Consider the following 13,430-nt stretch of genomic DNA (forward strand, 5'->3'; position numbering starts at 1 on the left):
CCTCTAATCAAAAACGGACGCCGCAGCGTCCGTAAAACATACCTGCAAGTGTTTTACCGCAGCCAGTTGGTTTTTGCCAGTTCAACCACTTCGTCGCCCCGACCGTTGATGATCGCTCTGAGCATATACAGGCTGAAGCCCTTCGCCTGTTCCAGCTTGATCTGCGGCGGCATCGCCAGCTCTTCCTTGGCGGTGATGACGTCCAGCAACACCGGGCCGTCGTGATTGAGGGCTTGCTGAATGGCATCATCGAGTTCGGAGGCCCGTTCAACCCTGATGCCCTTTACCCCGCAGGCCGTGGCGATCTCGGCAAAATTTGGATTGTCCAGATCGGTGCCGTCGGTCAGATAGCCGCCGGCCTTCATCTCCATCGCCACAAAGCCGAGCACGCTGTTATTGAAGATGACCAGCTTAACCGGCAGTTTTAGCTGGGCAACGGAGAGAAAATCGCCCATTAACATGCTGAAACCGCCGTCGCCGCACATCGCAATCACCTGGCGCTGCTTATCCAGCGACTGTGCGCCGAGCGCCTGCGGCATGGCGTTAGCCATCGAACCATGGTTAAACGAGCCAATCAGCCGTCGCTTACCGTTCATCTTCAGATAGCGGGCGGCCCAGACGGTTGGCGTGCCCACGTCGCAGGTGAAAATCGCATTGTCATCCGCGTGGTGGCTCAACTGCTGCGCCAGATACTGTGGATGAATGGCCTGCTTGTCGTTGGCTTTAGCCAGATCGTCCAGGTCCTTGCGCGCATCGACATAATGCTCAAGCGCCTTATCGAGGAAGTCGCGATCGTGCTTGACGTCTAACTGGGGCAGCAGGGCGGTCAGGGTCGTTTTGATATCGCCGATCAGCGCCATATCGACGTGGCTGTGCGCGCCGATGCTGCCTGGGTTAATATCTATCTGAATGATTTTGGCATCGGCCGGATAGAATGCCCGGTAGGGAAACTGCGTGCCCAGCAGCACTAGCGTGTCGGCGTTCATCATCGCGTGGAAGCCGGAAGAGAAGCCGATCAGGCCGGTCATGCCGACATCGTACGGGTTGTCATACTCTACGTGTTCTTTACCCCTGAGCGCGTGCACCACTGGGGCCTTCAGCGTTTCGGCCAGCTTCACCACTTCCGCATGGGCTCCGGCGCAGCCGCTGCCGCACATCAGGGTAATATTGCCCGCCTCGTTGAGTAACGCCGCCAGCTTCGTCATCTCTTCGGCGGGCGGCTGGATAACCGGCAATTGAGGCGGATACCAGCCCGAGGTTGCGCCCTCCGGTGCTGGTTTCAGGGCCACATCGCCAGGCAGAACCACTACCGACACGCCCCGGTTGAGAATGGCTTTGCGCATGGCAATTCCCAGCACCTGCGGCAGCTGTTCCGGGTTGGAGACCAGCTCGCAATAATGGCTGCATTCGCGGAACAGCTCCTGCGGATGGGTTTCCTGGAAATAGCCGCTGCCAATCTCGCTGGAGGGAATATGGGCGGCAATCGCCAGCACCGGAACGTGATTACGGTGGCAGTCAAACAGCCCGTTGATCAGGTGCAGGTTGCCCGGTCCGCAGGAGCCGGCGCAGACCGCCAGCTCGCCGCTGATTTGCGCTTCGGCTCCGGCGGCAAACGCTGCGACCTCTTCATGGCGGGTGGGCATCCATTCAATGGTGCCCATTTTATTCAGGCTGTCTGTCAGCCCGTTCAGGGAGTCCCCGGTGACGCCCCAGATCCGTTTAATCCCGGCGCTTTCTAAGGTTTTCGCCACCAGTGCGGCTACGGTTTGCTTCATCCCTTTCTCCTTTTAGCTTATCCCAAAATAGTCAGACTAAAGCATAGACGAAGGCGAAGCGTTGTCAGGGCGAGGCAGGAGGTGAAACGTGCGGTTTACGGCAGCCCGAAGGCTGCCGGAGGGTCAGGAAGAGAACAACGCGATCAAAATCGGCGCAAACAGGCTGAGGATAAAACCGTGGACGATCGCGGCCGGAACGATCTCCGTTCCGCCGCTGCGCTGTAGCACCGGCAGGGTGAAATCCATCGAGGTGGCGCCGCACAGACCCAGCGCGCTGGAACGGTGGCGGGCAATTAGCGCCGGGATGAGCATAATCGCCAGCAGTTCGCGCAGCAGGTCGTTAAAAAAGGCCGCGCTGCCGATCACCGGCCCAAACGATTCGGTCATCAGAATGCCCGAAAGCGAATACCAGCCGAAGCCGGAAGCCATCGCCAGCCCGGTTTTCAACGGCAAACCGAGCGCGAGGGCAGCAAGCAGCCCACCGACCATCGCGCTAAGGAACACCACCATCGCGACCATCATGCCGCGCCGGTTAAGCACGATCTGGCGCAGCGTCATACCGCTGCCGCGCAGCTGTAAACCGACGAGGAACAGCAGAAACAGCAGGGCATATTCGCTGGCCTGAGAGGCGAATTTCAATGGCGCCCAGCGGCTTAAGCCCAGCAGAAAGCCAGCGACAACCACGCCGCACAGCGTCAGCGATTCCAGCGCCATATGCAGCCTGGAGGGGAGGGCTTCCTGACGATGACTGTGCCTCCAGGGCTGGCGGGAGTCAAACAGCCGCAGCGCAAGCAGATTGCATAGCAGGATGCAGGCTGCGCTGACCAGACAGTAATGAAAAATAGCCAGCAGATTGCGGCCGAGATCGTCCAGAAACGCCAGGCTGATGCCCATAAAAAACAGGATTACATACACCATCCAACTGAGGAGTTTGTTGACCAGTCGCTGGAGGGAAAGATGTTTGGCGGGCAATAAATAGCCGACGATAAGCGGCAAAAGAATGATCATCAATCCTGAGTACATGGAGCAGGCCATCCGTGGGAAAAGGTGAGGCGACAAGCTAGCGAAAATTGTGCAGGGAGTAAAGCGATCTCAGTACCTTACCCGCACCTTAGGAAGAGCATTTGCGGTAAAAGCAGGAAATTCTGGCAGGTTATCATTGTCCCGGTCGACCTTTCCCTGCGGCCAACGCTTCGAATTGGGCTAACCGGGGGAATTCTGCAATCATCCCCTTGAAAAGCCGAACCGTATCCCAATCTTAAAGGTATTGCCGATCGATACCCATAAAAATGCCAGCGTGCATGGCTGGCATTTTATCGTAGGGTTGGTCAGAATGAGGTAAGGAAAGGTCAGGCACTGACTGCCATCGCCGTTTCCACAGGGACTATAAGACTGGCGTGATTGCCCTTGGGCCCCTGATGCACATCAAACTGGACTTGTTGCCCGGCTTTCAGCGTTCTGTAACCATCCATCTGGATGGTTGAGTAGTGCGCGAAGATATCCTCGCCGCCACTGACTGGACAGATAAAGCCAAAGCCTTTGGCATTATTGAACCATTTAACAGTACCCGTCTCCATGCTTCTACATCCCTCGCAAGACGTTTAAATGAGTGAGGTGACAAGGCTTTAAGCCTCTAAGCTGGTTAAAACGCATCCAGCTTATGCCTGTACTGTAGAGAATTGACATTGAGCGTCAAGCAAATGGGACGCTGAAACGGGGACGAAATGATCAAAATTTGAAGCAGTTAACGCTATTGCAAATTTTGTGATGAAGGTCGCGAAGCAGCAGATGATGACAAAAAATCACCGGCGTGGGCCAGCATTCTGGGCGTGTTAAACTTACCCTTAGTAATGTTAGTCTGACCTGAGTAAGTAACGTTTGAGACTGGGTACGTATGGGAAACACAAACGATTGGCTTAACTTTGAACATCTTGCAGATGACAAAGTCCGTGAAGGGCTTAAGCCGCCCTCGATGTATAAAGTTATTTTAAACAATGACGATTATACGCCTATGGAATTTGTTATTGACGTACTGCAAAAGTTCTTTTCTTATGATGTTGAACGTGCAACGCAACTGATGCTTGCGGTCCATTACCAGGGAAAAGCGATCTGCGGTGTTTTTACTGCCGAAGTGGCAGAGACCAAAGTCGCTCACGTAAATAAGTACGCCAGGGAGAACGAGCATCCGTTGCTGTGTACGCTGGAAAAAGCCTGAATAAGGCGATCTATTGGGGGAGGTGCCTATGCTCAATCAAGAACTGGAACTCAGTTTAAATATGGCTTTCGCCAGAGCGCGCGAGCACCGTCATGAGTTTATGACCGTCGAGCATTTGTTACTGGCACTGCTCAGTAACCCGTCGGCCAGAGAGGCTCTGGAAGCCTGTACGGTCGATATCGTGGCTCTCCGGCAGGAACTTGAAGCCTTCATCGAACAAACCACCCCGGTCTTGCCGGTCAGCGAAGAAGAGCGCGACACTCAGCCAACGCTCAGTTTCCAACGCGTACTGCAGCGTGCCGTTTTTCACGTACAGTCATCCGGTCGCAGCGAAGTGGCCGGCGCTAACGTTCTGGTCGCGATTTTCAGCGAGCAGGAGTCGCAGGCGGCCTATCTGCTGCGTAAGCATGAAGTGAGCCGCCTTGACGTGGTGAACTTCATTTCCCACGGTACTCGTAAAGACGAACCGGGCCCGGCCTCTGGCGCGGAAAATCCGGTTAACGAAGAGCAAGCAGGCGGGGAGGATCGTATGGAAAACTTCACCACCAATCTTAATCAGCTTGCTCGCGTAGGTGGCATCGATCCACTGATCGGGCGCGATAAAGAACTGGAACGCACGGTTCAGGTACTTTGCCGTCGTCGTAAAAATAACCCGCTGCTGGTGGGCGAGTCAGGCGTCGGTAAAACGGCCATTGCGGAAGGCCTGGCCTGGCGCATTGTGCAGGGAGACGTCCCGGAAGTGATGAAAGATGCCACGATTTATTCGCTGGACATCGGCTCACTGCTGGCTGGCACCAAATACCGGGGCGATTTTGAAAAACGCTTTAAGGCGCTGTTAAAACAGCTTGAGCAGGACAACAGCAGCATTTTGTTTATCGATGAAATTCACACCATCATCGGTGCTGGCGCCGCATCCGGCGGCCAGGTGGATGCCGCTAACCTGATCAAGCCGCTGCTTTCCAGCGGGAAAATCCGCGTGATGGGTTCCACAACCTATCAGGAATTCAGCAATATCTTTGAGAAAGATCGCGCGCTGGCTCGTCGTTTCCAGAAGATCGACATTACCGAACCTTCTGTTGATGAAACCGTGCAGATTCTGAATGGCCTGAAGCCGAAGTACGAAGCTCACCATGACGTGCGCTATACCGCGAAGGCGGTCAGAGCAGCCGTGGAGCTGGCGGTGAAATACATCAACGACCGTCATCTGCCCGATAAGGCGATTGACGTAATTGATGAAGCGGGCGCGCGGGCGCGTCTGATGCCGGTCAGCAAGCGCAAGAAAACGGTCAATGTCTCGGACATCGAATCGGTGGTTGCCCGCATCGCGCGCATTCCAGAGAAGAGTGTCTCTTCTACCGACCGCGATACGCTGAAGACGCTGAACGAACGTCTGAAAATGCTGGTGTTCGGACAGGACAATGCTATCGAAGCCTTAACCGAAGCGATCAAAATGAGCCGCGCCGGTCTGGGCCAGGATCGTAAACCTGTCGGCTCCTTCCTGTTTGCCGGCCCTACGGGCGTAGGTAAAACAGAGGTGACCGTTCAGCTGGCGAAAGCGCTGGGTATTGAGCTGCTGCGTTTCGATATGTCGGAATATATGGAGCGCCACACCGTCAGCCGGTTGATTGGTGCGCCTCCGGGCTACGTGGGCTTCGATCAGGGCGGGCTGCTGACCGATGCGGTAATCAAACATCCGCACTCCGTTGTGTTGCTCGATGAGATTGAAAAAGCGCACCCGGATGTCTTCAACCTGCTGTTGCAGGTGATGGATAACGGCATGTTGACCGATAACAACGGGCGTAAAGCCGACTTCCGTAACGTGGTTGTCGTTATGACCACCAACGCCGGCGTGCGGGAAACTGAGCGTAAGTCGATTGGTCTGATCCATCAGGATAACAGCACCGATGCGATGGAAGAGATCAAAAAGATCTTTACCCCAGAGTTCCGCAACCGTCTCGACAACATTATCTGGTTCAAACATCTCGATACCGAGGTGATTCATCAGGTGGTGGACAAGTTTATTGTCGAGCTTCAGGCGCAGCTGGATGCCAAAGGCGTGTCGCTGGAAGTCAGCGACGAAGCCCGGCAGTGGCTGGCGGCGAAAGGGTACGACAAAGCGATGGGCGCACGCCCAATGGCGCGTACCGTGCAGGAAAGCCTGAAAAAACCGCTGGCGAACGAGCTGCTGTTTGGTTCACTGGTGGATGGCGGATCGGTGTCGGTTGCGCTGGATAAAGAGAACAACCAGCTGACCTACGATTTTGTTAGCGCTGAGAAGCGTAAAACGGAAGGGTCGCTGCACTAACTCTCCACGGGCGTCAGAAACAGAAAAGGCCGGATAGATGATATCCGGCCTTTTTTTATGGGTGCTGCGGCAGAGCGCGGCAGCACGGCTGAATGCTAATTAGCGACTACGGAAGACAATGCGGCCTTTGCTCAGGTCGTACGGGGTCAGCTCAACAGTGACTTTGTCGCCCGTCAGGATGCGGATATAGTTTTTGCGCATTTTACCGGAGATGTGAGCGGTAACCACATGTCCGTTTTCTAACTCAACGCGGAACATGGTGTTAGGTAACGTATCCAGTACGGTACCCTGCATTTCAATATTGTCTTCTTTGGCCATCGAATCCTCTAGGTGTTACAACCTTAGTTTTGAACCGGCAAGATAATGCCGAATTTCAAGTATTATGTAAAGAATTGTTGGTGATTTCACCAGCATCAACCCCTCTGTAACGCGGTCTGCGCAGAGGAGCTTAAGATTAAATCTGAGTAGCGTATCGACGTCAGCGTGGGGAATTGCGGGCTAAGAATGGGTCTCGCATTCGCTCGTGCGCAATGCAAACCGAAAGACAAGGTGCGTTAATATTCCCAGCCAGGCCAATCCCGGCTCGCCTGCATCAGGAGGCGAAGGGCGGACGACATACCAAACGCGCATATTATATCACTGATATCACTTCTTGCGTGGAAAACATCGGCGAATAGCACTAAAAAAGGGTCTGCGGCTGCCAGCAGCCGGTGGAAAGGGGCAGAACAGCCAGAGAATTGACCAGGTTCAGATAATCCGCGCGGGAGATCTCCTGCGCGCCAAGCGAAGCGGTGTGCGGGTTCAATACCTGGCAGTCAATCAGTTTGCCGCCCTGCTGGTCAAAATAACGGCTAAAGACCATCAGCGCGGTTTTTGAGGCGTTTTCACGGCGGCTGAACATCGACTCGCCGCAAAATATCTGGCCGAGAGCAAGGCCGTACAGGCCCCCGACCAGCTCGTTCTGGTGCCAGACCTCAACCGAGTGCGCATGGCCGGTCTCAAACAGCTTCAGCCAGGCTCGCTGAACCTGAGTGGTGATCCACGTCCCTTCCTGGCGATCGCTGGCGCAGCCCTCAATTACCTCGTGAAAATTCTGGTTGAGCGTCACGCGGTAGGGGGAGTTGTTGTGAAAGCGTTTCATGCTGCGACTCAGGTGAAATCGCTGAGGATAGAGCACGGCGCGGGGATCTGGCGACCACCAGAGAATCGGGTCGCCCGGCGAGAACCAGGGAAAGATGCCGCGATGATAGGCACTCAGCAGGCGGGCGGGGCTGAGGTCGCCGCCCATTGCCAGCAGTCCGTTTGGCTCACGCAGGGCCATTTCCGGCGGTGGAAAATTAAGTGACTCCCTGGAGAGTTGGATCAGGCGCATAGTGACAGTCTCAGCGACACGAAGGGCTATGACTATAGCGCAAACCGCTGGTGAAAATACCAGTAACGTCCGCGTTTTGAGATTAATTCCAGGTGATTTCCCTGCTCGATAATTCTGCCGCTGTCCATAATGCAAATTTTGTCAAAGTGCTGGAGCCCCTGCAAACGGTGGGTCACCACGATCATCGTTTTGCCCCGGGCGACCTGCTGGAGCAGCGTCAGAATTTGCTTTTCAGTTTCCGCATCAAGCCCTTCGGTTGGTTCATCCAACAGCAGCAGCTCGCCGCCGTGCAGCAACGCGCGGGCCAGGCCCAGCCTGCGCAGCTCACCGCCTGAAAGCTGGCGACCGCCTTCGCCCAGCCAGCCGTTCAGGCCCTGAGGGTCGTCCAGCAGATTCTGAAGGCCAACCTGCCGCAACACCTCGCTTAACCGCTCGTCGCTGCTTTCCGGCGAGGCCAGCAGCAGATTTTCCCGCAGCGTATTGCTGAACAGATGAACGCGCTGGGTGACCACGCTGGTAACCGCACGCAGCGAGGCTTCGTCCCAGTTTTTCAGCGGCTGTCCGTTAAGAATCACCGTGCCTGCTTCGGGGTCCCAGCCCCTGGTCAGCAGTTGCAGGAGCGTTGATTTGCCGCAGCCCGTACGGCCAAGTAGCGCCACGCGCTCTCCCTGCGCCACTTCCAGCGACAGCGAGCTGAGCGCTGGCCGATCCGCCGCGTAGCTGAAGGTGAGGTCCTGAATGCTCAAAGCGGCACCTTTAGTAGGCTGTGGCCCATGGTTTTCAAAGCGAACCGCAGGCTGCTGGGCAATGGCTTCGGTGACGCGCTGGGCGGAAGCCATCACCTGCGCCAGATGCAGGAAAGCCCCGCCAACCGGGGCAAGGGCTTCAAAGGCCGCCAGCGTGCAGAAGACAAACAGCGCGATAAGCGCGCCGGGCTGAGCGTCGCCGCCAACACCCCCGGCGCTGAGCCAGAGAATCAGCACCACGCTAAAACCGCTAATCAGCATCAGTAAAGCCTGGGACAGCCCCATCAGGCTGGCCTGGCTTTTCTGCGCCGACAGCCAGCGCAGCTCCGTCTGGTCCAGCTCTGTATGGAACAGTTTTGCCGCGCCGTACAAAGCTAACTCTGCCTGACCCTGTAGCCACTCCGTCAGCTGGCTGCGATACTGGCCGCGCAGAGAGGCCATGGCAATACCGGCAGGTCGTCCTGCCCGGTAGAACAGGGGAGGGAGCACCAGCAGAGTAAGCAGCATTATCCCGCCAAGCGTTACGGCCAGCTGCCAGTCCAGCCAGCTCAGTCCGAGGGTGACGGTGAGGATCACCAGCAGCGCGCCTGTCAGCGGGGAAATGATCCGCAGGTAGAGATGGTCAAGGGTGTCGACATCGGCGACCAGCCGGTTGAGCAAGTCGCCTTTACGGTAGCCAGTCAGTCCGGCGGGAGAGAGCGGCAGTAGTTTGCTGAAGGTGAAGACACGCAGGTGCTGGAGCACCCGAAAAGTACCGTCGTGGCTGACCAGACGCTCGAAATAGCGCGCGGCGGTACGGGTTATCGCCGCGCCGCGAACGCCAGCCGCAGGCAACATATAGTTAAAGCTGTACAGGCCAGCGAAACCCGCCAGCGAGGACGCCGCCAGGAACCAGCCGGAAAGCGTCAGCAGGCCGATACTGGCTAACAGCGTGACGATAGCCAGCAGCACGCCTGCCGAAAGCCGCCAGAAGTGTCGGCGGTAGAGAGCTAAGTAGGGCAATAAGATTTTCATTCTACGGTTTCCTGACGCTGCGCGGCCAGCTCGGCAAAGGCACCCGGCGTGTGCAGCAGCTGCGCAGGGTTGCCCTGTTGGACAATTTTTCCGTTACGCATCAGCCACACCTCATCCCAACGGTCGAGCCGATCCAACTGATGGGTAATCATCAACGTCGTCTGGTTAAAGGAGGCGTTCAGTAACGCCTCGTTGACGCGCTGCTCGCTATGGCTGTCCAGGCTGGCGCCTGGCTCATCCAGCAACAGGAAATGGCAGGGCTTATACAGCGCTCTGGCTACCGCTACCCGCTGTGCCTGACCAACGGAAAGCGCGGCAGCCTGTTCGCCAATCTCGCTGTCCAGACCCTCGGCAAGCTGATCAAGAAATTCCGTCACTCCCGCCAGCTCGCAGACGCTGTCGAGCTTCGCCGAATCCGGCAGCGCGCCCAGCGTAATGTTCTGCCGCAGCGTGGCCGCAGGGAGATGAGGATTTTGTCCGACCCACGCCAGCTGCTGCTGCCAGAACTCAGGGGCGATATCGCGCAGCTCGACGCCATTTACCCGCAGCGATCCCTGATAGGGTAGAAAACCGAGCAGAACATTGAGCAGGGAGGTTTTCCCGGCTCCACTTTGCCCGACCAGCACAACCCGCATCCCCGGCAGCAGCATAAAGCTCAGCGGTCCAGCCAGCACTTTGCCGTCGGGGGAAAGAATTTCCAGTTCGCTGGCCTGAAATGTGAAGCCATCCTGCGTCGCTATCTGCCGATCGCCTTGGGAGGACGTGAGCGTTTCGCTGTGCGTCAGGAAGGTTTCCAGCGCGTCAGCCCCGCCTACCGCCTGAGCTTTAGCATGATAGAAGGTGCCCAAATCGCGCAGCGGCTGGAAAAATTCAGGGGCGAGGATCAGCGCAAGGAAGCCCGCGAACAGCGTGACGCCTGGGCCATAGTGGCCGAAATTCAGCTCGCCGAGGTAGGAGAAACCGAAATAGACCGCCACTACCGCGATGGAGAGCGAAGCGAAAAACTCCAGTACGGCGGAAGAGAGAAAGGCCAGGCGCAGGACTTCCATCGTGCGCTGGCGGAAATCCTCGGAGGCCTCGCGGATGCTGGCCGTCTCCGCCTCTGCCCGATGAAACAAGCGCAGCGTTTCGAGGCCGCGTAAACGGTCGAGGAAGTGGCCGCTGAGCCTGGCAAGCGCCTTAAAGTTACGCCGGTTGGCATCGGCGGCGCCCATGCCGACCAGCGCCATAAATAGCGGGATCAGCGGGGCAGTGCAGAGCAGAATCAACGCCGCTGCCCAGTTAACCGGGAAAAGAGCCAGCAAAATGAAGCAGGGGACAAAGACCGCCAGCAGCATCTGCGGCAAATAGCGGGAATAATAATCCTGCATCTCTTCAATTTGCTCCAGCAGCAGCGTAGCCCAGCTGCCGGCGGGTTTGCCCTGAATCCAGGCCGGGCCGAGCGAGCTGAGCTGGTTGAGTACGCTACGACGCAGCGTGGTACGGATGGCCTTGCCGCACTCAAACCCGACCTTCTCCCGCAGCCAGGCAAGCACGCCACGCAGGGTAAAACAGACCAGCAGCAGGATGAACTGCGTTACCAGCGCCTCACGCGGGAGATGCTCCACAATCAGCGCCTGAAGCAGCGAGGCGAGCAGCCACGCCTGGCAGACAATCAGCAGGGCGCTTAGCACACCCAGCAGCAGGGAGAGCCTTAACCAGCGTTTACCGTGGCCGGTCTGGTTCTTCAACCAGCGGAGTAACTGTTGCTGTCGTGTTTTGTTCATGCCTTTCCAACTGAGCGTCAAGCGAAACAGGGTGGAAGCGTCCCTGTAAACCACAGGGAGAATGGGAGGGTAATGTTACAATGTGGAAAGAAAAAAGGCGACCTGTTGAGGTCGCCTGGGGCAAGATTGATGCAAGAACTTAACAACTTACCGAGAGTTTTTAACTAATCCATCCAGATAGCGTTCCGCATCCAGCGCGGCCATACAGCCTGTTCCGGCGGAGGTGATCGCCTGGCGGTAAATATGGTCCATCACGTCACCCGCGGCAAAAACGCCGGGGATACTGGTCTGGGTGGCGTTGCCTTGTAACCCGGACTGGACTTTAATGTAGCCATTTTCCAGCTCAAGCTGATCCTTAAATATAGCGGTGTTCGGGCTGTGCCCGATGGCTACGAACAGCCCGGCAACGTCGAGTTCTTCGGTTTGCTGCTCGTCCAGCGCGGAGCGCAGGCGCAGGCTGCTAACGCCCATCTGATCGCCGATCACTTCATCCAGCGTCTGGTTGGTGTGCAGCACGATGTTGCCGTTCCGCACTTTATCCATCAGGCGGTCAATCAGGATCTTTTCCGCCCTGAAGCTGTCACGACGGTGAATCAGATGCACTTCAGCGGCGATATTCGCCAGATACAGCGCTTCTTCCACGGCGGTATTGCCACCGCCGATCACCGCGACTTTCTGGTTGCGGTAGAAGAAACCATCACAAGTGGCGCAGGCAGACACGCCGCGTCCCTTAAACGCCTCTTCAGACGGCAGACCAAGGTAGCGTGCGGAAGCGCCGGTAGCGATGATTAGCGCATCAGCAGTGTATTCGGCGCTGTCGCCGGTCAACCGGAATGGACGGGTTTGCAGATCGACCGTGTGGATATGGTCAATAATAATCTCCGTGTTGAATTTTTCGGCATGCTGCTGCATACGTTCCATCAGCAACGGCCCCGTCAAATCGTTTGGGTCGCCCGGCCAGTTTTCGACTTCGGTTGTGGTGGTCAGCTGACCGCCTTTTTCCAGCCCGGTAATTAACACCGGGTTGAGGTTAGCGCGCGCAGCATAGACAGCCGCGGTGTAACCCGCCGGGCCAGAGCCCAGAATAAGCAATTTACTGTGTTTGGCCGTGCTCATGAGACCCTCATTGGTTGTCTGGCAAACATTTTTTTTGATTGTAGGGAATTTCGTGCGGCAACAAAAGCGTTCTGCGATTTTGTTAACGATGGCTGCAAAAGGTTTGACCAATGAGCGTAGCGTACCAACATGGTGAAGATTGCGCCATGATGGGGCGAAATATGACACTTGTTAGTGCAGCGAAGTAAAAATATCTATTTAAAAACAGTCACGCAGCGATACTTCTGGCACGTTCTACTGGTTTTAGTTGTTTTGCTTTGACAATCGGCTGCGCTTTTGCGAAAACAGTGTAGGAAGCAGAGGGGATTTAGGCTGGCAGAGCAGGTTTTCATCTCATGTTCTGGCAATCTGGCCGAATAAACTCAGCCTGTCATTGGTGATGACGCATGGTGTGGACAGACAACATGCGTCATACGGATGGGCGCTTTATGAAAAGCGCAGCAGGCTCCTGACTTCACTTAGAACAACCCTGCACAGCGAACTTGTTCAGGGTATGGCAAGTCAAGGGAAGGCATCTAGAGAGACAATAATAATGGTAGACAATAAAAAACGACCTGGTAAAGATCTCGACCGGATCGACCGCAACATCCTTAATGAACTGCAAAAGAACGGCCGAATTTCCAACGTCGATCTTTCCAAAAGCGTGGGCTTATCGCCAACGCCCTGCCTCGAACGCGTCCGTCGTCTGGAGCGCCAGGGGTTTATTCTGGGCTATACTGCGCAGCTGAATCCTCATTATCTGGACGCTTCGCTGCTGGTATTCGTTGAGATTACTCTGAATCGTGGTGCGCCGGATGTGTTTGAGCAATTTAACGCCGCTGTGCAAAAACTTGAGGAAACTCAAGAGTGTCACCTTGTTTCAGGCGATTTTGACTATCTGCTGAAAACGCGCGTTCCTGATATGTCGGCCTACCGCAAATTGCTGGGTGAAACCCTGCTGCGTCTGCCGGGCGTTAACGATACGCGCACCTATGTGGTCATGGAAGAAGTGAAACAAAGTAACCGGTTAGTCATTAAAACTCGGTAACACAGGGCAGGTGCAAAACCTGAAAGATTTCGGTACACTCCTGTGAATTCATACAGGTCCAGCGTCGGGTATGCCCGACGCTGTTGCCTCCATA

Annotated in this window: 11 protein-coding genes; 3 read left to right on the top strand and 8 right to left on the bottom strand. The window is 56.1% G+C overall.

Features of this window, described 5'->3' with window-relative positions; translation table 11 throughout:
- Positions 1–53: 53 nt before the first annotated feature.
- The 3 genes from poxB to cspD form a co-directional block, all read right to left on the bottom strand.
- On the bottom strand, positions 54–1,775 hold the full coding sequence (poxB, locus tag NG99_RS09905) for a ubiquinone-dependent pyruvate dehydrogenase (RefSeq protein ID WP_034891678.1): 1,722 nt from the start codon (positions 1,773–1,775) through the stop codon (positions 54–56).
- A gap of 123 nt (positions 1,776–1,898) precedes the next feature.
- Positions 1,899–2,798 carry a lysine exporter LysO family protein gene (locus tag NG99_RS09910; RefSeq protein ID WP_034891681.1) on the bottom strand — a complete coding sequence of 300 codons (900 nt, stop codon included), beginning with the start codon at positions 2,796–2,798 and terminating at the stop codon, positions 1,899–1,901.
- Between the two features lie 326 nt (positions 2,799–3,124).
- A complete protein-coding gene (gene cspD / locus NG99_RS09915) occupies positions 3,125–3,352 on the bottom strand; it encodes a cold shock-like protein CspD (protein WP_034891684.1) in 228 nt (75 codons plus the stop codon).
- 317 nt (positions 3,353–3,669) lie between these two features.
- Between cspD and clpS the strand changes: the two genes are divergently transcribed.
- Both clpS and clpA read left to right on the top strand, forming a co-directional pair.
- Positions 3,670–3,990, top strand: a complete 321-nt coding sequence (gene clpS, locus NG99_RS09920) for an ATP-dependent Clp protease adapter ClpS (protein ID WP_034891687.1) — start codon at positions 3,670–3,672, stop codon at positions 3,988–3,990.
- A gap of 28 nt (positions 3,991–4,018) precedes the next feature.
- Entirely contained in the window at positions 4,019–6,295 is a 2,277-nt protein-coding gene (gene clpA, locus NG99_RS09925) for an ATP-dependent Clp protease ATP-binding subunit ClpA (protein WP_034891690.1), read from the top strand.
- Between the two features lie 99 nt (positions 6,296–6,394).
- On the opposite strand, the gene infA is transcribed toward clpA, so the two are convergent.
- From infA to trxB, 5 genes are all read right to left on the bottom strand, one after another.
- Positions 6,395–6,613 (bottom strand): translation initiation factor IF-1, encoded by a 219-nt coding sequence (gene infA / locus NG99_RS09930; protein WP_002211347.1) that lies wholly within the window; start codon positions 6,611–6,613, stop codon positions 6,395–6,397.
- A 361-nt stretch (positions 6,614–6,974) separates the two neighbouring features.
- The gene (gene aat, locus NG99_RS09935) at positions 6,975–7,667 is read right to left on the bottom strand and encodes a leucyl/phenylalanyl-tRNA--protein transferase (protein ID WP_034891697.1); all 693 of its coding nucleotides are present in this window, start codon (positions 7,665–7,667) and stop codon (positions 6,975–6,977) included.
- A 32-nt stretch (positions 7,668–7,699) separates the two neighbouring features.
- On the bottom strand, positions 7,700–9,427 hold the full coding sequence (cydC, locus tag NG99_RS09940) for a heme ABC transporter ATP-binding protein/permease CydC (protein ID WP_034891701.1): 1,728 nt from the start codon (positions 9,425–9,427) through the stop codon (positions 7,700–7,702).
- Positions 9,424–11,193, bottom strand: a complete 1,770-nt coding sequence (gene cydD, locus NG99_RS09945; RefSeq protein WP_034891956.1) for a heme ABC transporter permease/ATP-binding protein CydD — start codon at positions 11,191–11,193, stop codon at positions 9,424–9,426. Before cydD ends, cydC begins: the two co-directional genes overlap by 4 nt.
- A 147-nt stretch (positions 11,194–11,340) precedes the next feature.
- Complete coding sequence (gene trxB, locus NG99_RS09950) at positions 11,341–12,309, bottom strand: thioredoxin-disulfide reductase (protein WP_034891704.1); 969 nt, start codon at positions 12,307–12,309, stop codon at positions 11,341–11,343.
- Positions 12,310–12,841: 532 nt separating this feature from the next.
- Here trxB and lrp point away from each other — a divergent pair.
- Positions 12,842–13,336, top strand: coding sequence for a leucine-responsive transcriptional regulator Lrp (gene lrp / locus NG99_RS09955; protein ID WP_013201514.1), 495 nt, complete (start codon positions 12,842–12,844; stop codon positions 13,334–13,336).
- Positions 13,337–13,430: the final 94 nt, after the last annotated feature.

The sequence above is a fragment of the Erwinia typographi genome (assembly GCF_000773975.1).
GTDB classification, from domain to species: Bacteria; Pseudomonadota; Gammaproteobacteria; order Enterobacterales; family Enterobacteriaceae; genus Erwinia; species Erwinia typographi.